Consider the following 22367-nt stretch of genomic DNA (forward strand, 5'->3'; position numbering starts at 1 on the left):
AAGGCGCCCTTTGTCCATGGAGGCTGTGTGCCGGTCAGCCCGTGTTGCGCAGCCCCGCCGCCACCCCGTTGATCGAGATGTGGATGCCGCGCTGCAGCCGCTCGCCGCCGTCGCCCGCGCGGTAGCGCCGCATCAGTTCGACCTGCAGGTGGTGCAGCGGGTCGATGTAGGGGAAGCGGTGGCGCACCGAGCGCTGCATCTCGGCATTGCCCTCGAGCCGCTGCTTGGCGCCCGTGATGAGCGTGAGCGCGTCCGAGGTGCGTTGCCATTCGGCCTCGATCATCGAGAACACCTTCTGGCGCAGCTTGCGGTCGGTGACCAGCTCGGCATAGCGCGAGGCCAGCGCGAGGTCGCTCTTGGCCAGCACCATGTCCATGTTCGACAGCAGCGTGCGAAAGAACGGCCACTGCGCGTACATGCGCTGCAGCAGCGCCTGGCGTTCCTTCTTGCCCGCGGCGGTGCCGGCGGCGGCCAGGAACTGCTCCACGCCCGAGCCGAAGCCGAACCAGCCCGGCAGCGTGAGGCGGCACTGGCCCCAGCTGAAGCTCCATGGCACGGCGCGCAGGTCGTCGATCTTGTGGCTCGGGTTGCGCGAGGCGGGGCGCGAGCCGATGTTGAGTTCGGCGATCTCGCGGATCGGCGTGGAGCCGAAGAAGTAGTCGCCGAAGCCCGGGGTCTCGTACACCAGCTTGCGGTACGCGGCCATGCTGGCGGTCGAAAGTTCGCCCGCGGCCGAGAGGAAGTTCGCCGGTGCCGACTTGCCCTGCGGCAGCAGCGTGGCCTCGAGCGTGGCGGCCACCAGCGTCTCCAGGTTGCGCCGGCCGATCTCGCGGTTGGCGTACTTGGAACCGATCACTTCGCCCTGCTCGGTGAGGCGGATCTGGCCGCGCACCGTGCCGGGCGGCTGCGCCAGGATGGCCTGGTAGCTCGGGCCGCCGCCGCGTCCCACCGTGCCGCCGCGGCCGTGGAACATGCGCAGGCGGATCGGGTTCTTTTTCTTCTTGTTCAGCTCGTCGAACAGCGACACCAGCGCGATGCCCGCGCGGTACAGCTCCCAGTTGCTGGTGAAGATGCCGCCGTCCTTGTTGCTGTCGGAGTAGCCCAGCATCACGTCCTGCTCGGCGCCCGAGCGCTCGATGAGCGCCTGGATGTTCGGCAGCGCGTAGAAGGCGCGCACGATGGGCGCGGCGTTGCGCAGGTCTTCGATGGTTTCGAACAGTGGCACCACGATCAGGTCGCAGGTCGCGTTGCTGTCCATCGCACCGCGCAGCAGGCCCACTTCCTTCTGCAGCAGCAGCGCCTCGAGCAGGTCGCTCACCGTTTCGGTGTGGCTGATGATGTAGTGGCGGATGGCCGCCGCGCCGTAGCGCGCACGCGCCGTGCGCGCGGCCGCGAAGATGGCCAGCTCGCTTTTGGCGAGTGGCGAGTAGTCGGCGTCGGGCACGCGCAGCGGGCGCGCGTCGTCGAGCAGCTTGAGCAGCAGCGTCTGCTTGGCCTCTTCGGCCAGCGACGCATACGACGGCTCGATGCGCGCGGTGGCCAGCAGCTCGGCGATCACGGCCTCGTGCTTGTCGGAGCTCTGGCGCAGGTCGACCGTGGCCAGGTGGAAGCCGAACACCTCCACCGCGCGGATCAGCGGGCGCAGGCGCGGCGCGGCGAGCACGGTGCCGTGCTTCTCGACCAGCGACTCTTCGATGGTGCGCAGCTCGGCCAGGAATTCTTCGGCATTGGCGTACGGGTTCTGCGGCGCGACCGCATGGCGCGCGGCCTCGCCGCCGCTGAGCTCGCGCAGCGTGGCCGCCAGGCGCGCGTACACGCCGGTGAGGGCGCGGCGGTAGGGCTCGTCCTTGCGGTGCTCATTGGTGTCGGGCGAGCGCTCGGCCAGCGCCTGCATCTCGACCGACACGTCGACCAGCGTGGCCGACAGCGACAGCTCGCCACCCAGGTAGTGCACCTCGGTGAGGTAGTGGCGCAGCGCGAGCTCCGACTGGCGGCTCAGCGCGTACTCGAGCGTCTCGGCCGTGACGTTGGGGTTGCCGTCGCGGTCGCCGCCGATCCACTGGCCCATGCGCAGGAAGGGCGCGACCGAGGGCGTCTGCCCGCCTTGCACCAGCGCCTTCTCGAGGTCGGCGTACACGCGCGGGATCTCGCGCAGGAAGGTGGCTTCGTAGTAGCTCAGCGCGTTCTCGATCTCGTCGGCCACCGTGAGCTTGGAGAAACGCAGGATGCGCGTCTGCCAGATCTGCGTGACGCGGATGCGCACCTGGGTTTCGTTGTCGGCCAGCTCGATGGGCGAGAGCGCGTCTTTTCCGCCCGCATAGGCGTTCTGGCGCAGCTTGATCTCGTCGCGCGTGGTCAGCAGCAGGGCGATGGCGCGCTCGGCGTCGAGGATGCTCTTGCGCTGCACTTCGGTCGGGTGCGCCGTGAGCACGGGCGACACGTAGCTGTGGGCCAGCGAGGCGACGATCTCGTCGGGCTTGATGCCGGCCTTGCGGATGCGGGCCAGGGCGGTCTGCAGGTCGCCGTCGGCCTGCACGCCTTCGCGCTCGGCCTCGGTGCGGCGGCGGATCTGGTGGCGGTCTTCGGCCAGGTTGGCCAGGTGGCTGAAGTAGGTGAAGGCGCGGATCACGCGCACCGTTTCGGCGGCGCTCAGGCCCTTGAGCAGGTTCTTCAGCGCGCGGTCGGCGGCATGGTCGGCGTCGCGCCGGAACGACACCGACAGGGTGCGGATCTTCTCGACCAGCGCGTAGGTTTCGTCACCCTCCTGCTCCCGGATCACGTCGCCGAGGATTCGGCCCAACAGCCGGATGTCGTCGATCAATGGCTGGTCTTCGGTCTGGCGGCGCTTGGCGGGAGATGCAGGAGTCTTGCTGGCTTTCATTCGATGTTGTTCCTGGGGACTTGAATGGACGCGCCGCCTCCGTTGCTGCGGCGCAACATGCTAGCATTCCAGAGGTCAGAAACCATGTACTTTTTTGGGAGCGATCTTGAGCAACATCGTGATCGCCACGCGCGAAAGCCGGCTGGCCCTGTGGCAGGCCGAACACGTGCAAACGCTTTTGCAAGAACGAGGCCACACGGTCAGCCTGCTGGGCATGACGACCCGTGGTGACCAGATCCTGGACCGCACGCTGAGCAAGGTCGGCGGCAAGGGCCTCTTCGTCAAGGAACTCGAAGCCGCGCTCGAAGACGGGCGTGCCGACATCGCCGTGCATTCGCTCAAGGATGTGCCGATGGAGCTGCCCGAGGGCTTCACGCTGGCCTGCGTGCTGGAACGCGAAGACCCGCGCGACGCGCTGGTGTCGCCGGGCTACACCTCGCTCGACGCACTGCCGCAGGGCGCGGTGGTCGGCACCTCGAGCCTGCGCCGCGTGGTGCTGCTGCGCGCGCAGCGGCCCGACCTGCGCATCGAACCGCTGCGCGGCAACCTCGACACCCGCCTGCGCAAGCTCGACGAAGGCCACTACGACGCCATCGTGCTCGCGGCGGCCGGGCTCAAGCGGCTGGGCCTCGAAGACCGCATCCGCGTCGCCTTCGACCCCGACACCATGCTGCCCGCCGCAGGGCAGGGCGCCCTCGGCATCGAGGTGCGCGCCGACCGCCAGGACCTCATCGACCTGCTGGCGCCGCTGGCCCACAAGGGCGACTGGCTCAGCACCACCGCCGAGCGCGCCGTGAGCCGCGCGATGGGCGGCAGCTGCTCCATGCCGCTCGCGGCCCATGCGCGTCGGCAGGCCGACGGCACGCTGCGCATCGACGCCGCCTGGGGTGACCCGGAAGGCGACGCGCCACTGGTGCGCGTGCACGCCCAGGCCGAGGCCGGCGACTTCGCGGGGGCCGATGCCCTCGGCCAGCGCGCCGCCGGGCTGCTGCGCGACGCCGGTGCCCACTGATCACGGTGGGCGCCGAGCGATGCGCGCGGGGCCTGTCATCGTCACGCGGCCCGCGCACGAAGCGGCGGCGTGGGTTCGTGATTTCCAGTCGGCCGGTCTCGAGGCCGTCGCGCTGCCGCTGATCGCCATTGCGCCCGCACTCGATGTGGCACCGCTGCGTGCCGCGTGGGCGCGGCTCGCAGACTATGCGGCGTTGATGTTCGTGAGCGCCACCGCCGTCGACCACTTCTTCCAGCACCGGGGCACCTCGACCCTCGCCGGTTGCCGCTTCTGGGCCACCGGCCCCGGCACCGAGCGTGCGCTGCTGCGCGTCGGCGTGCCGCCCGCCGCCATCGACGCCCCGCTACCCGGCGCCACGCGCTTCGACTCCGAGGCGCTGTGGGCGCTGGCCCATGGGCAGGTGTCGCCGGGCGTGCGCGTGCTCATCGTGCGCGGCGGCGACGAGGCCGGCCAGCCGGCCGGGCGCCAATGGCTGGCCCGCGAGATCGACGCCGCCGGCGGCGTGCGCGACACCGTCGTGGCCTACCGGCGCCTGGCGCCCGCGTTCGACGAGGCGCAGCGTCGCATCGCGACCGAAGCCGCGGGCGGGCACGGCATCTGGCTCTTCAGCAGCTCGGAGGCCATCGGCAACCTGCAGCGCGCCATGCCGGGGACCTCGTGGCAGGCCGCGCGCGCCATCGCCACCCATGCACGCATCGGCGAAGCCGCGCAGGCCGCGGGTTTCGGGGCGTTGCGTGTCTGCACACCCCTGCGGGAAGCGCTGATCGCGTCGATAGAATCCTTCGCATGAGCGCCGCGTCCCCGTCCGACGACCTTTCTCCCCCATCCGCCGCCCCGGTGCAGGTGCCCGCCACGGTGGCGCCGCACCAGACGCCCGCCGCCCAGGCGGCCGCGGCCACCCTGCTGGCACGCATCGGCATGGGCCTCGTGGCCCTCGTGGCGCTGATCGCGCTGCTGTCGACCATCGCGCTGTGGCAGAAGGTCGGCGGCATGAAGGAGCAGCTCGCGCGCCAGAGCGCCGAGGCCACCGCCCAGTCGATGGAAGCGCGCACGCTGGCGCGCCAGGCCAGCGACACGGTGCGCGATGCCGCCGCCCGCGTGGCGCTCATCGAGACCCGTGTAGCCGAAGTCGCGCTGCAACGCTCGCAGCTGGAAGAACTCATTCAAAGCCTCTCGCGTTCGCGCGACGAGAACCTGGTGATCGACATCGAATCCGCCGTGCGCCTCGCGCTGCAGCAGGCACAGGTCACGGGCAGCCTCGAGCCGCTGCTCGCCGCGCTCAAGGCCGGCGACCTGCGCATCGCACGCGCCGCGCAACCGCGGCTCGCGCCCGTGCAGCGCGCCATGCAGCGCGACGCCGACCGCCTGCGCAGCAGCGCCAGCACCGACAGCGCCGAAGCCCTGCAAAAGCTCGACGAACTGGTGCGCAGCGTGGACGACCTGCCCACGCTCAACGCGGTGGCCGTTCGCGGCAACGGCGTCAATGCCTGGCGTCCCGAACCCATTCCCGCTGATGCGCCCTGGTGGCAGCGCGTGCTGCTGACGATCCGCGGCGAGGCGCGCTCGCTGGTGCGCGTGGGCCGCATCGAGAGCCCCGAGGCGGTGCTGCTGGCGCCCGAGCAGTCGTACTTCCTGCGCGAGAACCTCAAGCTGAAGCTGCTCAACGCGCGGCTGTCGCTGTTGTCGCGCCAGATGGACGCCGCGCGCGGCGAACTGGGCCAGGTCACCGCGTCGCTTAACCGCTATTTCGATCCGGCCTCGCGCCGCACGCAGGCCGCGGCCACGCAGCTGCAGCAACTGCAGCAGCTCGTGCGCAGCACGGAGCCGGTGCGCATCGACGACACGCTGGCCGCGCTGACCACCGCGGCCGCAGGGCGCTGATCCGTTCATGCGCGCTGCAATCTGGCTCCTCGCGCTGTTCGCCGTCGCTGCGGCGGTGGCGCTGTTCGCTGGCAACAACCAGGGCACGATCACCGTGTTCTGGCCGCCGTGGCGGGTCGATCTCTCGCTGAACCTCGTGCTCGTGATCCTGCTGCTGACCTTCGTGCTGCTGCACGTTGCGTTGCGCGCACTCGCGGCGCTGTTCTCGCTGCCCACGCAGGCACGCCACTGGCGGCTGCAGCAGAAGGAACGCATGCTGCACTCCGCCTTGCTCGATGCGATGGTGCAGCTGATTGCCGGCCGCTTCTCGCGTGCCCGCAAGGCCGCGCAGGCTGCGCTCACGCAAGAAAAGACACTCGCCGCGCTCGGTGCCGACCTGCCGCAGGCGCAACAGGTGCGCGTGCTGTCGCACCTGCTGGCCGCCGAAAGCGCGCAGGCCCTGCAGGACAAGGCGGCGCGCGACGCCCACCTGCAGCAGGCCCTCAACGAAAGCGCCGACCGCACCGTGCTCGCGAGCCCCGAAACCCGCGAAGGCGTGCAACTGCGCGCCGCCCGCTGGGCGCTCGACGACCGCGACCCCACGGCCGCGCTCGCACGGCTCGAAGAACTGCCGCAGGGCGCGCAACGCCGCACGCTGGCGCTGCGGCTGCGGCTCAAGGCCGCGCGGCAGGACCGTCGCACGGTCGAGGCGCTCGACACCGCGCGCCTGCTGGCCAAGCACCGCGCCTTCTCCGACGCGGCGGCGCAAAGCATCGTGCGCGGCCTCGCGACCGAACTGCTGACCGGCGCGCACGATCCGGCACAGCTGCTGCGCGCATGGTCCGAGCTGGATTCCGCCGAACGGCAGATGCCCGAGGTGGCCATCCACGCGGCCCAGCGCATGGTCGCGCTGCGCGGTGACCTGGCGCTGGCACGCGGCTGGCTGCTGCCGGCCTGGGAGCGCATGGTGGCGAACCCGCGCGGCCTCGGCGATGGGCTGCGTGTGAAGCTCACGCGCGCGCTCGAAGCGGGGCTCGACTCGGTGGACGCTGACTGGCTGGCGCGTATCGAGAGCGCGCAGCGCAACAATCCACGCGACCCGAACCTGCAGTACCTCGCCGGCATGGCCTGCATGAAGCGTCAGCTGTGGGGCAAGGCCCAGCAGCTGCTCACACAGGCCGGGCTCGGTTTGCAAGACCCTGACCTCTACCGGCGTGCCTGGCTCGCGCTGGCCCAGCTGGCCGAGGCGCGCGAAGACCACGCGCAGGCCGCCGATGCGTGGAAGCGCGCGGCGCAGGTCGACAACACGCCCTGAGCGTTGGCCCGGTCCGCCGGCTTCAGGAGCACGCGGACTCCTTGGCGGCCGCCAGGCCCGTCGTTCGCACCGACGGCTTGCCGTTGCCGAAGATCAGCAGGCTGAAGCCGGCGAGCACCCACACCCCGATCCCGCCGTAGAGCATCACCCAGCCGAAGCTGTGCACCAGCGCCGCATGCACGGCGGCGCCTGACGGGTCGGCCTGCGCCAGCGTCGGGAACTGCGCGGGCAGTGAGGCGAAGCTGCCCGCCGCGACTTTCTCGGCCAGCGCGCGCAGCTGCTCTGCATCGAGCGACGCGGACAAGGTCTGCTTCAGGTGCGCGTGAATGCCTTCGAGCAGCAGGAACCCCATCAGCGCGATGTTCACGGCCAGCGTGATCAGCCGCGCGCTCATGTCCATGCCCGAGGCCATGCCCGCGCGCGCGCTCGACACCGAGCCCGTGGTGGTGTTGGTGACGGGCGTGTTCGTCAGCCCCAGCCCGATGCCGGCCAGCAGGCAGCCAGGCAGCAGCGTGAGCCAGCTCGCATGCGCCACGCCGCTGCCCCAGCGCATCGCGATGAAGCCCAGGCCGATCACGAACAGCCCCGCCGGGATGACCACGCCGGGCCGGTAGCGCATCGACAGTCGCTCGGCCAGTGGCGGCAGCACGAGCGTGGGCAACGTGTAGGCCAGCAGCGCCGAGCCTGCGGTGACGGCGTCGTAACCCAGGCCGCTCTGGAAGTAGATTGGCAGGTAGATCATGAACGGCCAGAAGCTGAAGTTCATGCCGATGGAGCCGACGATCGAGCCCGAGAAATTGCGGATGCGGAACACCGAGAAGTCGAACATCGGGTGCGGGTTGATCTTCTCCACCCACACGAAGACCGCGAAGCAGGCCAGCGTCGCCACGAGGATGCCCACGGCCACGGGGCTCGCGAAGCCGAGGCCCGGTCCCTGCGTGATGAAGTACGTGAGGCCGAACACCGCCAGCGACAGCGTGACGATGCCCGGCAGGTCGAGCCGCTTCGCGTCGGGGTCGCTGGACTCTTCCACGCTGCCCAGGACCAGCGCCAGCGCCACCACGGCCAGCGGCACATGGACCAGGAACACCCAGTGCCAGCTCGACAGCGCCACGATCGCGCCGCCGACGATCGGCCCGAAGCCCAGCCCCATGCCGAACACCACGCCCCAGATGGCGAAGGCCTTGCTGCGTTCCTTGCCTTCCTGGAACTGGTGCGAGAGCACCGCGAGCTGGCAGATCAGCATCGCGCCGCCGGCCAGGCCCTGCAGGAAGCGGCTGACGATCAGCACCGGCGCGTTGCCCGCGATGCCGCACGCCAGCGAGGTGGCGCCGAACAGCACCACGCCGAAGATCAGCACGCGCTTGCGGCCGTAGCGGTCGGCCAGCGTGCCGGCGGCCATCAGCACTGTGGTGCAGGCGATGGTGTAGGCGTTCATGATCCACTGCATGTCGCTGAAGTCGCCATGCAGTGATTTTTCAAGCGTGGGAAGAATGACCGGCACGCTGGAGATTTCCAGGCCGAACATCAAGGCAATCAGGCAGACCGCGGACAGGGCGATCCGGTTCTTGCCGGCAGGGGAGAGGGACATCGAACGGTTTCCAAAAAGGCAGAGCGGCCGATTCTGGTGAAACCCTCTTCATGATGGAAATGATTTGATTTCCTAGAATTCATTAGGAAACATCATTTATCCAGGATCGCCATGGACTTCGACCCCACGCTGTTGCGCGCCTTCGTGGCCGTCAAGGAAACCGGCGGCTTCACGCGCGCCGCCGAGCGCCTGCACCTGACCCAGTCGGCCATCAGCCACCAGATCCGCAAGCTCGAAGAGCAGGTGGGCCGGCCGCTGCTGCACCGCACGACGCGCCGCCTCACGGTGACCGAGGACGGTGAAGACTTCCTGCGCTATGCGACGCAGATCCTCGACACGCTCGACGCGATGACGCGGCGCTTCCAGCCCTCGCCGATCTCGGGCGTGGTGCGCTTCGGCGTGCCGGACAACTTCATGGGCGACCGCCTGCCGCCGCTGCTCTCGCAGTTCGCGCGCGGGTTCCCGGCGGTGCGCATGGAGGTCTGCGTGAGCATGCACACCGACTTGCGCGCGGCCATCCGCGCCGGCGAGCTCGACCTCGCGGTCGTGATGTCGCCGCCCGACGTGGTGGAGGGCACCTGCCTGCGGCGCACGCAACTGGTGTGGGCCGCGGCCGAGGCCTTCGAGGCGCCGAAGGGCGCGTCGCTGCCGCTGGCCTTCTTTCCGAAGCCGTGCGTTAACCGGCAGGTGGCCGGGTCGGCGCTCGACCTCACGTCGTCGCTCGACTGGCACGTGGTCTTCACCTCGGCCAGCCCGCAGGGCATTCGCGCCGCGGTGCTGGCGGGGCTGGCGGTGACGGTGCTCACGCGCGAGGAGGTGGAGCCGGGCATGAAGATCGTCGACGGCCGCTACGGCCTGCCGCCGCTGCCGAGCGTGAACTTCTCGTTGATCTGGAGCGAGAACGGCAAGACGCCCTGCGCCTGCCGCTTCGGGCAACTGATCCTGGAGATGCCGGACCTGCCCGGCGTCGAGGCGCTGCCACCGCAGGCCTGAACTCCGAAGCAAAAAAAACGGCGCCACGAAGGCGCCGTTTTCATTTGCGAGGGAGCAGGGCTCAGAGCGAGCGCTGCTGTTCCTGCGGCTGCTGCTGTTGCTCGAACGGCAGCGACATCGAACCGAGGTCGCGGCGGGTTTCGACCAGCACCAGGGGACCTTCGTCGAGCACGATCACCGGCGGGCGTTCGCGCGGCACGTGCACCGGCTTCGGCTCGGCGGCGATCGCGGCGCGCGCCTGCGCGATGCGCTCGGCATCCGAGTTGACCCACTGCAGGCCCGAGCTTTCGGCGATCTGCGCGAGCTCGTTCAGCGGCAGTTCGAAGGCCTGCACCTTGGGCAGTGCGCGGCCGTTGCCGGCGGGCGCTGCGGCCGCTGCGGGCTTGGCCGCGGCTTCGACCACGATGGGCGCTGCGACGGGTGCCGGTGCGGGGGCGGCGGGGCGCTCGAAGCGCGGCTGCTCCTGCACCTGCGGCGCGGGTTCGCGCACTTCGACCGCGGTGGCGACCACGGCCACTGCGGCGGCTTCCGCCACCAGCGGCAGTTGCTGCTGCGGCTGGCGGTCGGCCTGGCCTTCGGCAGCCACGGCGCCTTCGGCGACCGGTGCGGCGTCTGCGCCGTTGGCTTCGTTGCCGGCGTCGTCGCGCGGACCGCGTTCGCGGCGGTCACGGCCGTAACGGTCGCGCGAACGGCCGCGGCGCTCTTCGCCTTCGCGGCGCGGGGCTTGCTGCTCGTTGCCTTCGTTGCTGTTGCCTTGCTCGGCATCGCCGGCGGCAGCCGATTCGGCCACGCGTGCGTCGCCTTCGTTGGCGGCAGGCGCGTCGTTGCGGCGCTCGCGGCGGCCGTCGTTGCGCTCGCCGCGCGGGCCGCGCGACTCGTCGCCACGGCCGTTGCGGGGCTGGCGCTCGCCGTCGCCGGCGGTGGCTTCATCGCGCGGCTGTTGCTGCTGTGCGTCGCCGTTGCGCTCACCGCGCTCGTTGCGTTCGCCGCCACGTTCACCACGCTCGCCGCGTTCACGGCGTTCGCCGCGGGCGCGGGGTGCGCGTTCCGCTGCGGCATTGCCGTTCTCATCGCCGCCGGGTGCCGGCTGCTGTTGCTGCGCGTCGAGGTTCAGGTTGCCGTCGAGCAGGGCTTCGGCCGGCGCGTTGCGGCCTTCGCCGCCTTCGCGGCGCTCGCCGCGACCGCCACGGCGTTGCTCGCCGTCGCGCGGGGCGCGTGCTTCACGGGGCTCGCGTTGCTCGCGTGCCGGGTTGGCGCTGTCGTTGCGCTGCTCGGTGTTGCGAGCCTCGCCGCGGCGTTCGCCACCGCCGCCTTCACGGCGCTCGCCACCGCGTCCGCCACGGCGGTCGCCGTCGCGTCCACCCGAACGGCCGCCGCCTTCGCCGCCGCGTCCGCCGCGGCGCTGTTCGCCGTCGGCGCCGCGCGCACCGCGCGTTTCGCCGTCACGGCCCGGACGACCGCCTTCGCGGCGGGGCTTCGGTGCTTCGACCGGAATGGCGCTGGGGGCCGGCGCCGGTGCGGGCGCCGGCGAAGCGCCGCCGAAGAAGCTCTTGATCCAGGCCATGAAACCGGTCTGTGCCGGGGCCGGAGCGACCACCGCGGGCGGGGCCACCGGGGCGGGCGCGGGCGCAGCGCGCACCGCTTCGGGCTTGGGCGGCACCACGGGTGCGGGTGCGTCGGGCAGCACGCCCTTGATGACCGGCGTCTGCTTGTTGGTGGGTTCTTGCGAACGGCGCGTGACCGAGGTCGGGTCTTCGATCTCGTCGGCCATCTTGTAGCTGGCTTCGATGTGATCCAGGCGCGGGTCGTCGTGCTGAGGCGCTCGAGCTTGTAGTTCGGCGTTTCGAGCGTCTTGTTGGGCACCATCAGCACGGTGACGCGCTGCTTGAGCTCGATCTTGGCGATTTCGGGGCGCTTTTCGTTCAGCAGGAACGAAGCGACTTCCACGGGCACCTGCACATGCACGGCGGCCGTGTTGTCCTTCATGGACTCTTCCTGAATGATGCGCAGGATCTGCAGCGCGCTCGATTCGGTGTCGCGGATGTGGCCCGAGCCGCCGCAACGGGGGCAGGGGATCGACGAACCTTCGGACAGCGCCGGCTTCAGGCGCTGGCGGCTCATTTCCATCAGGCCGAACTTGCTGATCGAACCGAACTGCACGCGGGCGCGGTCTTGCCGGAGCGCGTCGCGCAGGCGGCTTTCGACTTCGCGGCGGTTCTTCGACTCGTCCATGTCGATGAAGTCGATGACGATCAGGCCGCCCAGGTCGCGCAGGCGCATCTGGCGGGCCACTTCGTCGGCGGCTTCGAGGTTGGTGCGGGTGGCAGTTTCTTCGATGTCGCCGCCCTTGATGGCGCGGGCCGAGTTCACGTCGACCGACACCAGTGCTTCGGTGTGGTCGATCACGATGGCGCCGCCCGAAGGCAGCTGCACGGTGCGGGCGTAGGCCGACTCGATCTGGTGCTCGATCTGGAAGCGGCTGAACAGCGCCGCGTCGTCGCGGTAGCGCTTCACGCGGGCGGCATGCTCGGGCATGACGTGCGCCATGAACTGCTGCGCCTGGTCGTAGATGTCGTCGGTGTCGATCAGGATGTCGCCGATGTCGTGATTGAAGTAATCACGGATGGCGCGGATGACGAGCGACGATTCCTGGTAGATCAGGAAGGCGCCCTTGCCGCCCTTGGCCGCGCCGTCGATCGCGGTCCACAGCTTGAGCAGGTAGTTCAGGTCCCACTGGAGTTCGGGCGCCGAGCGGCCGATGCCGGCGGTGCGCGCGATGATGCTCATGCCCTTCGGGTACTCGAGCTGGTCCATCGCCTCCTTGAGTTCGGCGCGGTCGTCGCCCTCGATGCGGCGCGACACGCCACCGCCACGGGGGTTGTTGGGCATCAGCACGACATAGCGGCCGGCCAGCGAGATGAAGGTGGTGAGGGCCGCGCCCTTGTTGCCGCGTTCTTCCTTTTCGACCTGGACGGTGAGTTCCTGGCCTTCACGGATCACGTCCTGGATGCGGGCCTGGCTGGCCGACACGCCTTCGGCGAAGTACTGCTTGGAGATTTCCTTGAACGGCAGGAAGCCGTGCCGGTCTTCGCCGTAGTCGACGAAACAGGCTTCGAGCGACGGCTCGACGCGGGTCACGACCGCCTTGTAGATGTTGCCCTTGCGCTGTTCGCGCCCTTCGATTTCGATTTCGTAGTCGAGCAGTTTCTGCCCGTCGACGATGGCCAGGCGGCGTTCTTCGGCCTGCGTGGCATTGATCAGCATCCGCTTCATGATGCGTTGTCCTTATATGTATCGTTCTACCGGCTCATGACGAGCCAACGATGCACGGACGACGCCCGCGAAACCAGGGAATTGCCGCTTGGCCCCGGATGCTGTGACTGCCGCGCCAGGCGCGAGCAGGCCTCTCGAGCGTCAGCTCAAGAAGACAGCCGGGGTGGGGGCGCGTGGATGGGCGCGAGCCAGATTCGGTGTTGGGTGGCTGCCTTTTTGACAGCCGGTTGCGCAAGGGTGGCGCGCACTGCGGGCGATTCAATGCCTGAGGCGACTGGTCGAAACCAAGTCGACCAGCGCAGGCATATTTGAATCAGCAGCATCAACACAACAAGGGACTCGCTTCGATCCGCCTGCAGCTTGGAAGCTGCAGGCTGGGTATTCCGTATCGGTGTTTCGTGGGTGTCGGCTTGACTTGGGTGCCTGGCCTGCCACTTTGCGCGATTGCGCGGGGTTTGCGGGCTGGACGCCAAAGCGGCATCGACCTCACAGCATGGTCGTCAGTGCTCTAAACTTCTGTCTAATCAAGCACTTACACGACCGCGCTGGTGAAAAACATTATAGGTGCGAAGAAAAGCCCCGCGGGGGCTCCAAATCCCGCAGATCGACCCGCGGGCGCCGACACCGGCACGCCGCACGCCGCCATCCACTTCCTGACCGTCGACGCCGAATCCGCCGGGCAGCGGCTCGACAATTTCCTGTTTCGCCATCTGAAAGGCGTGCCGAAGACGCACGTCTACCGGATCATCCGGTCGGGCGAGGTGCGCATCAACAAGGGCCGGGCCCAGGCTGACACCCGCATCGAAGACGGGGACCTGGTCCGGATTCCGCCGGTCCGCATATCGCCACGCGCCGAAGAGGGCGCCACGCCACCCGCACCGGCGCGCGAGTTTCCGGTGCTGCTCGAAGACGAGGCCGTGCTGGCCATCGACAAGCCCGCCGGCGTGGCGGTGCACGGCGGCAGCGGCGTGAGCTTCGGCGTGATCGAGCAATTGCGCACGGCGCGCCCGGGCGCCAAGTTCCTGGAACTGGTGCACCGGCTCGACCGCGAAACCTCCGGCATCCTGCTGGTCGCCAAGAAGCGCAGCGCACTGGTGGCATTGCAGGACCAGTTTCGCGAGCGCGAGACCGGCAAGACCTACCTGGCGCTGGTCGAAGGCGACTGGCCCGCCAACAAGAAGGTGCTCGACGCGCCGCTGGCCAAGTACCTGCTGCCCGACGGTTCGGGCGCCGGTGCCGGCGAACGCCGCGTGCGCGTGGTCGCCAAGGACCACCCCGACGCGATGCGCGCCGTCACGCTGGTGCGCGTGCTGGCCCGCCTCAGCCTGCCGGGCGACGCCACGCCGCTGTCCTTGCTGGCGGTGACCATCAAGACCGGGCGCACCCACCAGATCCGCGTGCACCTGGCCTCGGCCGGGCATCCGATTGCCGGCGACGACAAGTACGGCGAGTCGGACCGTCAGCGCGCCTTGCACAAACTCGGCCTCAAGCGCATGTTCCTGCATGCGTGGCGGCTGCAATTCAACCACCCGGCCAGCGGCGAGCGCATTGCGCTGCAGGCCGGGCTGCCGCCTGAGCTGCATGCGCTGATGTCCCGCGCGGCGCTCGAGGCGATGGCGCAACACCCCACCCCCACGGCCCATGACTGATTCTTCCGTTCGCCCCCCGCGCTTCGACCTGATCGCCTTCGACTGGGACGGCACGCTCTACGACTCCACCCGCCTGATCGTGCGCTGCATCCAGGCGGCCGTGGTCGATGTCGGCGGCGCCAAGCCCAGCGAGGACGATGCCGCCTGGGTGATCGGCCTGGGCCTGGCCGAGGCGCTCGCGCGCGCGGCGCCCGACGTGCCCAAGGAAAAATACCCCGAGCTCGGCGCCCGCTACCGCTACCACTTCCTGCAGCACCAGGACGACCTCGTGCTGTTCGATGGCGTGCTGCCCATGCTCGATGCGCTGCGCGCGCGCGGCCACAAGCTGGCCGTGGCCACGGGCAAGTCGCGCCGCGGCCTCAACGAGGCCCTGAAGACGGTGGCGCTGCGCGACCGCTTCGACGCCTCGCGCACCGCCGACGAAACCTTCGGCAAGCCGCATCCGCGCATGCTGCTCGAACTCATGGAAGAGCTCGACGTGCCGGCCGAGCGCACGCTGATGATCGGCGACACCACGCACGACCTGCAGCTGGCGCAGAACGCCGGCTGTGCCAGCGTGGGCGTGGGCTTCGGCGCGCATGCATCGTCGACCTTCGACGAATTCAAGCCGCTGTACGTGGCGCAGTCGATCGCCGAGCTGCAGGCCTGGCTGCTCGACAACGCCTGAGGGCCAAGGCATGAGCGACTCGCGCATCCCGCTGTGCAATGCCTCGGACCTGGTCGAGGGTGGCAACGCCGTGCCCTTCGACGTGGTCCACGGCGGCGAAACCTGTCGCGCCTTCGCAGTGCGTTTCGAGGGCCTGCCGCATGCGTACCTCAACCGCTGCAGCCATGTGGCGATGGAGATGGACTTCCAGCCCGACCGCTTCTTCGACGACAGTGGCCAGTGGCTGCTGTGCGCCACCCACGGCGCTGTCTACAAGCCCGACACCGGCGAATGCGCGGGCGGGCCCTGCCGCGGCGGGCTCGTGAAGATCGCGCTGAGCGAAGAAGACGGCGTGGTGCACTGGCATACTGACTGGAACCTCCAACCTCTTTCCTTCTGACATGACCGATCCGAACCGCAGGGAACCCCAGGGTTTCGAACCGCTGGAGCCGGCCGTCCCCCTCACGACATCCCAAGACAGCCCCCGTACCATGGCCCAAGACCCCACGCAGCGCCCCGGGTGGGAGCGCGCCACCCTCGAAAAGCTCGCCTTCGCCTCCCTGAACGAGCAGAAGGCCACGCGCCGCTGGAAGACCTTTGTGCGCCTGGGCTGGCTGGCTTTCTTCGTGTTCCTGGCCTGGTTCGCGTTCTCTCGCAGCACGCCCAGTACCGCCAAGACCACGGCCCACACGGCCGTCGTCGAGATCAAGGGCGAGATCGCCAACGGCGGCGACGCCAGTGCCGAGTTCGTGATCGCCGCCATGAAGACGGCCTTCGAGGACGAGGGCGCCAAGGGCGTGGTGCTGCTGATCAACTCGCCCGGCGGCAGCCCGGTGCAGGCCGGCATCATCAACGACGAGATCAAGCGCCTGAAGGCCAAGCACAAGAAGCCGGTCTACGCGGTGGTCGAGGAAACCTGCGCCTCGGCGGCGTACTACATCGCCGCCGCGGCCGACAAGATCTTCGTCGACAAGGCCAGCATCGTCGGCAGCATCGGCGTGCTGATGGACGGCTTCGGCTTCACCGGCGTGATGGAAAAGGTCGGCGTCGAGCGCCGCCTGCTGACGGCCGGTGAGAACAAGGGCTTCCTCGATCCGTTCAGCCCGATGAACGACGCGCAGCGCGCGCATGCCCAGTCGATGCTCAACCAGATCCACACGCAGTTCATCAACGTGGTGAAGACCGGCCGCGGCGACCGCCTCAAGCTCGATACCCCGGGCCTGTTCAGTGGCCTGTTCTGGAGCGGCGAGCAGGCCGTGGAGTTCGGCCTGGCCGACCAGCTGGGCAACGTCGACTTCGTGGCACGCGAGGTGATCAAGGCGGAGGAAGTCATCGACTACACGCGCCGCGACAACGTGGCCGAGAAGCTGGCCAAGAAGTTCGGCGCCGCCATGGGCGCGGCCTCGGTGAGTGCGCTGAAGACTTCGCCGGCGCTGCGCTGAGCGCGGCTTTTTTTCAGGCGGCGCTGCTGTCGCCGCTGCCGGTGAACCGGGCCGAGGCCGCCAGCGCGGCGGCAAAGGCCACCACCACATAGAGCGCGGCGGTCAGCGAACTGACCCGCGCCAGCAGGCCGATCACCGCAGGCCCTGCCATGAACCCCAAATAAGCAATGGCCGATACGGCGGCGATGCCGTTGGCAGGCGCCACGCCCGGTACGCGGGCCGAGGCGCCGAACAGGATCGGCACCACGTTCGCGAAGCCGACCCCGACACCGGCGAAGCCCAACAGCGCGAGCCAGGGCAGGTCGGTCAGCAATACCAACGTCATCGCCCCCGCCGCGAGCAGGCCGCTGCCGCGCAGCAAGGCCGTGGGTGAGAAACGGGCGCGCATCGCGTCGCCACCGAAACGCGCAGCCGCCATCGCGGCGGAAAAGCTTGCATAGGCCAGCGCGGCCTGCTGCTGTGGGCTGCCCAGTTCCTGCTGCATGTAGAGCACGCTCCAGTCGTAAATGGCGCCCTCGGCGATCAGCCCCAGCGCGGCCAGCACGCCGAGCACCGCGAGCACGCCGCGCGGCAGGCGAAAGCCGTGGTCTGCCGCGGCCGCGCCGTCGGCGGGGGCAGCCGGTGTGGGCAGCATGCGCGTTGCCGCGATCGCGACCACGCCGATCATCACCACGGCCACCGTCCACAGGTGGGTCTGCGGCGCCATGCCGGCGGCCAGCGCCGCGCTGCCGCTCGCGGCGCCGACCATGCCGCCGAGGCTGAACATGCCGTGCATGCCGCTCATCAACGGTTGATTGCCGCGCAGTTCGAGCTGCGCGGCTTCGGTGTTGATCGCCACGTCGAACACGCTGGTGACCAGGCCGAACACCGCCAGCAGGCCCAGCAGCGCGGCATAGCCGGGCATCGCGATCAGGCCGGCGATCAGCAGGGCGTAGACGCAGCCGCACAGCGCGGCCATGCGGCGCGGGCCGTGGCGGCCGATCCAGCGCCCGGCGCTAGTCAGGCCGACCATCGCGCCGGCGCCCGCCGCGAGCATGGCGAGCCCGAGCTGCGCCTCGTCGATGGCGTAGTGCGCCTTGACTGTCGGCACGTGCACGCCCCAGGTCGCGAAGATGAAGCCCGACGCGAAGAACTGGGCGCGCGACGCCCAGCGCGTACCGGCCGTGACGCCCGGCCCCACCCTCAGCGCCCGATCGCGAACACGGCGGGCAGGCGCTCGTCGGTCGTGGCCTGCGGCTTGGCGGCGCGCCAGGCTTTCACCGTCTCGCTGCGCACCTGCGCGGTGGCGAGCGTCAGGCCGCGCGCGACGGCGAGCCGGGTGTTGTGCTGCAGCGTCTGCACCAGCGCCTGCAGCAGGGCGGCATTGCGGTACGGCGTTTCGATGAAGAGCTGCGTCTGGCCGGTTTTGAGTGCGAGCGCCTCGAGTTCGCGGATGCGCGCCTGGCGTTCGCCGCCGTCCTGCGGCAGGTAGCCGACGAAGGCGAAGTTCTGTCCGTTCAAGCCGCTTGCTGCGAGGGCCAGCAGCAAAGACACCGGTCCGGTGAGCGGCACGACGGTGATGCCCAGGTCGTGCGCGGCGCGTGCCACCGACGAGCCCGGGTCGGCCACGGCGGGCATGCCGGCTTCGCTCAGCAGGCCGACGTCGTGGCCTTCGAGTGCGGCGGCGAGCAGCGGGCGGGCGTCGAACTGGCCGGCGTGGTCGCCTTTCTTGTGCACTTCGCGCGGCAGTTCCTGGATGTTCTGCGCCTGCAGTGGCGCAGCCAGCGGCACGACGGCGTCGATGCGCTTCAGGTAGGCGCGGGCCGACTTGGCGTTTTCGCAGATCCAGTGCGTGATGCCTGCGGCGGCCTGCAGCGTGCCCAGCGGCAGGGCGTCCTGCAGTGGGGCCTGGAGGTCGCAGCCGAAATCGAGCGGCGCGGGGACGAGGTAGAGCTTGCCTGGGGTGGTCACAGCAGGTCGACCCCCGCGGCGCGCAGCATCCGGCAGGTGCGGATCAGGGGCAGGCCGACCAGCGCGGTGGGGTCGTCGCTGTCGATGGCGTCGAGCAGCGCGATGCCGAAGCCCTCGCTCTTGGCGCTGCCGGCGCAGTCATAGGGCTGTTCGGCTAATAGATAGCGCTCGATGGCGGTGTCGGAAAGGTCGCGGAACACCACGCGCACGGGGGCGATGTCGCGCTGGACGAAGCCCGTGGCGTGGCAAACGACGGCCACGGCGGTCTGGAAGATCAGCGTCTGGCCGCGCATGCGGCGCAGCTGGGCGGTGGCCCGTGCGTGGTCGCCGGGCTTGCCGAGCGCGTCGCCCGCCAGGTCGGCGACCTGGTCGGAGCCGATCACCACCGCGTCGGGAAAGCGCGCGGCCACGGCGTTGGCCTTTTCCAGTGCCAGGCGCTCGGCCAGCGCGCGGGGCGTTTCGCCGTCGAGTGGGGTTTCGTCGACTTCGGGGGCGTGCACCTCGAAGGGCAGATGGAGGCGGGTGAGCAGTTCGCGCCGGTAGCGCGAGGTCGAGGCGAGGATCACGGTGCGTTGCATGCAGCGATTGTGCGTGAGCGACCGGACCCGACCGGCTCGGCGGGTTGCTCGCCTGGGAGGCCGGCCGGCGCGCTAGACTGGGGCAGATGAAGAGAGAATTTGCCCCCGAAAGGCTCAATGTGCCCGCGTTCACCGCGGCGGCTGCCACGCTGGATGGTGCCGATCCGGTCCCGGGTTTCGCACGCCTGGTCGCCGAACTGGCGACGCCGGCCACTGACGCCGTGGTCCGCTGGGAAGCGACCGGAGAAGAGCGCCCCGGCGCCGACGGCAAGGCGACGCCCTGGCTGCATCTGGATGTCGAAACCACCGTGCCCCTGGTCTGCCAGCGCTGCCTGTCGCCCGTCGACACCGAACTGTTCGTGGACCGCTGGTTCCGTTTCGTGGCCGACGAGGCCACGGCCGAGGCGGAAGACGAGGAGTCCGACGAAGACCTGCTGGTCGTCAGCCGCGACTTCGACCTGCGTGGGCTGATCGAGGACGAGCTGCTGATGGAAATCCCCGTCATGCCGGTCCACGACGTGTGCCCGACGCCGGTGCGCCTGTCCTCCAGCGACGATGATTTCCAGGCGGCCGAAGAGGCCAAGCCGAACCCCTTTGCCGTGCTCGATGCGTTGCGTCCGCGCAAGCCCGAAAAGGGCAAGTAGCCCTTTCTCTCTGGCTGGGCTATAATCATGGGCTTCGCGCGCGCCGCCGTGAGCAGCAATGCATACAAGGCAAAGGCAGAACGTGGCATTCCATGCATGCCGCCGGAGCTTTCGCCTCATTGCCACCGCTTGAGCCCGCATCCAGTCACCCACCTAACCGTCCAGGAGCCATCATGGCCGTCCAGCAAAACAAGAAGTCGCCTTCCAAGCGCGGCATGCACCGTTCCCACAACGCCCTGGGCGTGCCCGGCATCGCTGTCGAGCCCACCACCGGCGAAACGCACCTGCGCCACCACATCAGCCCGAACGGTTTCTACCGCGGCCGTCAGGTGCTCAAGAACAAGTCCGAAGCCTGATCTCGAATCCCAAGGCCAAGGCCCGAAGCTACTTTTGCTGTAGCGTCGGGCCTTTGTTTTGATGGCTGCGCCTTTTTCTCCCGAACTCACTGCTGCGCCCGCCGCAATCACGCTCGCCGTGGATTGCATGGGGGGTGATCATGGGCCGCGTGTCACGCTCGCGGCCTGCCGCGCGTTTCTCGAGCGGCACGGCGAAGCCTCGTTGCTGCTCGTCGGTGCGCCGGCCGCATTGGCGGGGTTTGCCGACCATCCGCGCGCCCGCATCGTGCCGGCCAGCGAAGTGGTCGGCATGGACGATCCCATCGAAATCGCCTTGCGCAAGAAGAAGGACTCTTCGATGCGCGTCGCGATCCAGCAGGTCAAGGATGGCGCGGCGCAAGCGGCGATATCTGCCGGCAACACGGGTGCATTGATGGCGATCGCGCGCTATCTGCTTAAAACGCTCGACGGCATCGACCGGCCTGCCATTGCGCCCCAGTTACCGAACGTGAAGGGTGGGGCGACCACCGTGCTCGATCTCGGCGCGAACGTCGATTGCGATGCCGAAGACCTGCTCCAGTTCGCCGTGCTCGGCTCGGCGCTCGTTTCGGCATTGACCGGTAACGAATCGCCCTCGGTAGGTCTGCTCAATATTGGCGAAGAGGCCATCAAGGGCAGCGAAACCATCAAGAAGGCCAGCCAACTGCTGCGTGCAGCTGCCAACTCCAAGGATCTGAACTTCTACGGCAACGTCGAAGGGAACGACATTTTCAAGGGCACGACCGACATCGTCGTGTGCGATGGATTTGTCGGCAATGTGGCGTTGAAGGCCAGCGAAGGCGTCGCGTCGATGATCGGCGAGTTCATTCGCGTCGAGTTCTCGCGGAATATTTTCACCAAGCTGATCGCAATTGTTGCTTACCCGGTTCTAAAAGCGTTCAAAGGTCGCCTGGATCACCGTCGCTACAACGGCGCGGCCCTGCTCGGCCTGCGCGGGCTGGTGTTCAAGAGCCATGGCTCGGCCGACGAAGTGGCTTTCGGCCATGCGTTGGATCGCGCTTATGATGCCGCTCGCAACAACCTGCTCGATCGCGTGCGGGCCCGCATCGCCCACGCCGCGCCTTTGCTAGCGCGGCAGGAGTCGGCGGTGCCGGCCGACGCGACAGCCCTTCACGCTTGATGACCCCTTTTTCGCGCATTACCGGCACCGGCAGCTACCTGCCCCCCCGCCGCGTCACCAATGACGACCTTGCCAAGGATCTGGCGACACGCGGCATCGAAACTTCCGATCAGTGGATCGTCGAGCGCACCGGCATTCACGCGCGCCACTTCGCGGCGCCCGATGTCAGCAGCAGCGATCTCGGCCTCGAAGCCGCGAAGCATGCGCTGGAAGCCGCCGGCCGCAAGGCGAGCGACGTCGACCTGATCATCGTCGCGACCTCGACGCCCGACATGGTGTTCCCGTCGTCGGCCGCGATCCTCCAGCACAAGCTCGGCATTGCCGGCTGCCCGGCCTTCGACGTCCAGGCGGTCTGCAGCGGTTTCGTCTACGCACTGACGGTGGCCGACGCGATGATCCGCACGGGCACCGCGCGCTGCGCGCTGGTGATCGGCGCCGAAGTGTTCTCCCGCATCCTCGACTTCAACGACCGCACCACCTGCGTGCTGTTCGGCGACGGCGCGGGCGCGGTGGTGCTCGAGGCCTCCGACGAGCCCGGCATCCTGGCCAGCGACCTGCATGCCGACGGCAAGCACGTCGGCATCCTGTGCGTGCCCGGCCATGTGTCGGGCGGCAACGTGCTCGGCACGCCGCTGCTGCACATGGACGGCCAGGCCGTCTTCAAGCTGGCGGTCCGCGTGCTCGAAGATGCCGCGCGCGCCACGCTCGCCAAGGCCGGCAAGACCGAGGCCGACATCGACTGGCTGATCCCGCACCAGGCCAACATCCGCATCATGGAAGGCACAGCCAAGAAGCTGAAGCTGCCGCGCGAAAAGCTGGTCGTCACGGTGCACGAGCACGGCAACACCTCGGCCGCCTCGATCCCGCTGGCGCTCGATGAAGCCGTGCGCTCGGGCAAGGTGAAGAAGGGTGAGACCCTCATGCTGGAAGGCGTGGGCGGTGGCTTCACCTGGGGCGCGGTGCTATTGAATCTGTAGTGCGTCGCGGCGCCCCGAAGCGGGCGTCGGCGCGATGACGA

General features: G+C 69.1%; 18 protein-coding genes and 1 pseudogene. 13 read left to right on the forward strand and 6 right to left on the reverse strand.

The annotated features are described in order from the left end of the window. Nucleotides 1-34: 34 nt before the first annotated feature. Nucleotides 35-2881 carry a phosphoenolpyruvate carboxylase gene (gene ppc / locus ACAM52_RS02915; RefSeq protein ID WP_369646072.1) on the reverse strand — a complete coding sequence of 949 codons (2847 nt, stop codon included), beginning with the start codon at nt 2879-2881 and terminating at the stop codon, nt 35-37. Between the two features lie 106 nt (nt 2882-2987). Here ppc and hemC point away from each other — a divergent pair, with 106 nt between their 5' ends. From hemC to ACAM52_RS02935, 4 genes are read left to right on the forward strand one after another with little or no spacing between them, the layout of a single operon-like run. After that, the gene (gene hemC / locus ACAM52_RS02920; protein WP_369646073.1) at nt 2988-3893 is read left to right on the forward strand and encodes a hydroxymethylbilane synthase; all 906 of its coding nucleotides are present in this window, start codon (nt 2988-2990) and stop codon (nt 3891-3893) included. 19 nt (nt 3894-3912) lie between these two features. Then, the gene (locus tag ACAM52_RS02925) at nt 3913-4683 is read left to right on the forward strand and encodes a uroporphyrinogen-III synthase (protein WP_369646074.1); all 771 of its coding nucleotides are present in this window, start codon (nt 3913-3915) and stop codon (nt 4681-4683) included. Continuing rightward, nucleotides 4680-5774 (forward strand): uroporphyrinogen-III C-methyltransferase, encoded by a 1095-nt coding sequence (locus ACAM52_RS02930; RefSeq protein WP_095949583.1) that lies wholly within the window; start codon nt 4680-4682, stop codon nt 5772-5774. Before ACAM52_RS02925 ends, ACAM52_RS02930 begins: the two co-directional genes overlap by 4 nt. 7 nt (nt 5775-5781) lie before the next feature. Next, a complete protein-coding gene (locus tag ACAM52_RS02935) occupies nt 5782-7068 on the forward strand; it encodes a heme biosynthesis protein HemY (RefSeq protein ID WP_369646075.1) in 1287 nt (428 codons plus the stop codon). A 22-nt stretch (nt 7069-7090) separates the two neighbouring features. On the opposite strand, the gene ACAM52_RS02940 is transcribed toward ACAM52_RS02935, so the two are convergent. Continuing rightward, nucleotides 7091-8659 (reverse strand): MFS transporter, encoded by a 1569-nt coding sequence (locus ACAM52_RS02940; RefSeq protein WP_369646076.1) that lies wholly within the window; start codon nt 8657-8659, stop codon nt 7091-7093. A 111-nt stretch (nt 8660-8770) separates the two neighbouring features. On the opposite strand from ACAM52_RS02940, the gene ACAM52_RS02945 reads away from it, so the two are divergent. Continuing rightward, complete coding sequence (locus ACAM52_RS02945) at nt 8771-9652, forward strand: LysR family transcriptional regulator (protein WP_369646077.1); 882 nt, start codon at nt 8771-8773, stop codon at nt 9650-9652. A 61-nt stretch (nt 9653-9713) separates the two neighbouring features. Here the strand turns inward: ACAM52_RS02945 and ACAM52_RS02950 are convergent. Then, nucleotides 9714-12925, reverse strand: a pseudogene (locus tag ACAM52_RS02950) (Rne/Rng family ribonuclease). Nucleotides 12926-13473: 548 nt separating this feature from the next. On the opposite strand from ACAM52_RS02950, the gene ACAM52_RS02955 reads away from it, so the two are divergent. Genes ACAM52_RS02955 through ACAM52_RS02970 form a run of 4 tightly spaced genes read left to right on the forward strand, consistent with a single transcriptional unit; the run spans nt 13474 to nt 16662 of the window. Further along, nucleotides 13474-14574: an RluA family pseudouridine synthase gene (locus tag ACAM52_RS02955; protein WP_369646078.1), complete on the forward strand. Its 1101-nt coding sequence runs from the start codon at nt 13474-13476 to the stop codon at nt 14572-14574. Continuing rightward, nucleotides 14567-15241 carry an HAD family hydrolase gene (locus tag ACAM52_RS02960; protein WP_369646079.1) on the forward strand — a complete coding sequence of 225 codons (675 nt, stop codon included), beginning with the start codon at nt 14567-14569 and terminating at the stop codon, nt 15239-15241. The genes ACAM52_RS02955 and ACAM52_RS02960 overlap by 8 nt, the downstream gene beginning before the upstream one ends. Nucleotides 15242-15251: 10 nt before the next feature. Beyond that, the gene (locus ACAM52_RS02965; RefSeq protein WP_070062237.1) at nt 15252-15620 is read left to right on the forward strand and encodes a Rieske 2Fe-2S domain-containing protein; all 369 of its coding nucleotides are present in this window, start codon (nt 15252-15254) and stop codon (nt 15618-15620) included. Between the two features lies 1 nt (nt 15621). After that, nucleotides 15622-16662, forward strand: a complete 1041-nt coding sequence (locus ACAM52_RS02970) for a S49 family peptidase (RefSeq protein WP_056572114.1) — start codon at nt 15622-15624, stop codon at nt 16660-16662. Between the two features lie 13 nt (nt 16663-16675). Here ACAM52_RS02970 and ACAM52_RS02975 read toward each other — a convergent pair whose 3' ends face one another. The 3 genes from ACAM52_RS02975 to ACAM52_RS02985 are packed head-to-tail and all read right to left on the reverse strand — an operon-like array spanning nt 16676 to nt 19190. After that, complete coding sequence (locus tag ACAM52_RS02975; RefSeq protein WP_369646080.1) at nt 16676-17842, reverse strand: MFS transporter; 1167 nt, start codon at nt 17840-17842, stop codon at nt 16676-16678. 2 nt (nt 17843-17844) lie between these two features. Then, the gene (locus tag ACAM52_RS02980) at nt 17845-18612 is read right to left on the reverse strand and encodes an SAM-dependent methyltransferase (RefSeq protein WP_369646081.1); all 768 of its coding nucleotides are present in this window, start codon (nt 18610-18612) and stop codon (nt 17845-17847) included. Then, complete coding sequence (locus ACAM52_RS02985; protein WP_159275627.1) at nt 18609-19190, reverse strand: nucleoside triphosphate pyrophosphatase; 582 nt, start codon at nt 19188-19190, stop codon at nt 18609-18611. Before ACAM52_RS02985 ends, ACAM52_RS02980 begins: the two co-directional genes overlap by 4 nt. Nucleotides 19191-19276: 86 nt before the next feature. On the opposite strand from ACAM52_RS02985, the gene ACAM52_RS02990 reads away from it, so the two are divergent. The 4 genes from ACAM52_RS02990 to ACAM52_RS03005 all read left to right on the forward strand — a co-directional run bounded on the left by ACAM52_RS02990 (nt 19277) and on the right by ACAM52_RS03005 (nt 22326). Continuing rightward, nucleotides 19277-19834: a YceD family protein gene (locus ACAM52_RS02990; protein ID WP_354342741.1), complete on the forward strand. Its 558-nt coding sequence runs from the start codon at nt 19277-19279 to the stop codon at nt 19832-19834. A gap of 173 nt (nt 19835-20007) precedes the next feature. Then, nucleotides 20008-20190, forward strand: a complete 183-nt coding sequence (gene rpmF, locus ACAM52_RS02995) for a 50S ribosomal protein L32 (protein WP_057592299.1) — start codon at nt 20008-20010, stop codon at nt 20188-20190. A 61-nt stretch (nt 20191-20251) separates the two neighbouring features. Continuing rightward, a complete protein-coding gene (gene plsX / locus ACAM52_RS03000) occupies nt 20252-21349 on the forward strand; it encodes a phosphate acyltransferase PlsX (protein WP_369646082.1) in 1098 nt (365 codons plus the stop codon). Next, nucleotides 21349-22326, forward strand: a complete 978-nt coding sequence (locus ACAM52_RS03005; RefSeq protein WP_070062242.1) for a beta-ketoacyl-ACP synthase III — start codon at nt 21349-21351, stop codon at nt 22324-22326. The genes plsX and ACAM52_RS03005 overlap by 1 nt, the downstream gene beginning before the upstream one ends. Nucleotides 22327-22367: the final 41 nt, after the last annotated feature.

The sequence above is a fragment of the Variovorax sp. V118 genome (assembly GCF_041154445.1).
GTDB lineage: Bacteria > Pseudomonadota > Gammaproteobacteria > Burkholderiales > Burkholderiaceae_C > Variovorax > Variovorax boronicumulans.

Coding starts and splice junctions, on each gene's coding strand:
- ppc (WP_369646072.1), bottom strand. CDS start 2,881: ATGAAAGCCAGCAAGACTCCTGCATCTCCCGCCAAGCGCCGCCAGACC.
- ACAM52_RS02930 (WP_095949583.1), top strand. CDS start 4,680: ATGAGCGCCGCGTCCCCGTCCGACGACCTTTCTCCCCCATCCGCCGCC.
- ACAM52_RS03005 (WP_070062242.1), top strand. CDS start 21,349: ATGACCCCTTTTTCGCGCATTACCGGCACCGGCAGCTACCTGCCCCCC.
- ACAM52_RS02960 (WP_369646079.1), top strand. CDS start 14,567: ATGACTGATTCTTCCGTTCGCCCCCCGCGCTTCGACCTGATCGCCTTC.
- ACAM52_RS02940 (WP_369646076.1), bottom strand. CDS start 8,659: ATGTCCCTCTCCCCTGCCGGCAAGAACCGGATCGCCCTGTCCGCGGTC.
- ACAM52_RS02925 (WP_369646074.1), top strand. CDS start 3,913: ATGCGCGCGGGGCCTGTCATCGTCACGCGGCCCGCGCACGAAGCGGCG.
- ACAM52_RS02965 (WP_070062237.1), top strand. CDS start 15,252: ATGAGCGACTCGCGCATCCCGCTGTGCAATGCCTCGGACCTGGTCGAG.
- ACAM52_RS02990 (WP_354342741.1), top strand. CDS start 19,277: ATGAAGAGAGAATTTGCCCCCGAAAGGCTCAATGTGCCCGCGTTCACC.
- plsX (WP_369646082.1), top strand. CDS start 20,252: ATGGCTGCGCCTTTTTCTCCCGAACTCACTGCTGCGCCCGCCGCAATC.
- ACAM52_RS02945 (WP_369646077.1), top strand. CDS start 8,771: ATGGACTTCGACCCCACGCTGTTGCGCGCCTTCGTGGCCGTCAAGGAA.
- ACAM52_RS02985 (WP_159275627.1), bottom strand. CDS start 19,190: ATGCAACGCACCGTGATCCTCGCCTCGACCTCGCGCTACCGGCGCGAA.
- rpmF (WP_057592299.1), top strand. CDS start 20,008: ATGGCCGTCCAGCAAAACAAGAAGTCGCCTTCCAAGCGCGGCATGCAC.
- ACAM52_RS02935 (WP_369646075.1), top strand. CDS start 5,782: ATGCGCGCTGCAATCTGGCTCCTCGCGCTGTTCGCCGTCGCTGCGGCG.
- ACAM52_RS02970 (WP_056572114.1), top strand. CDS start 15,622: ATGACCGATCCGAACCGCAGGGAACCCCAGGGTTTCGAACCGCTGGAG.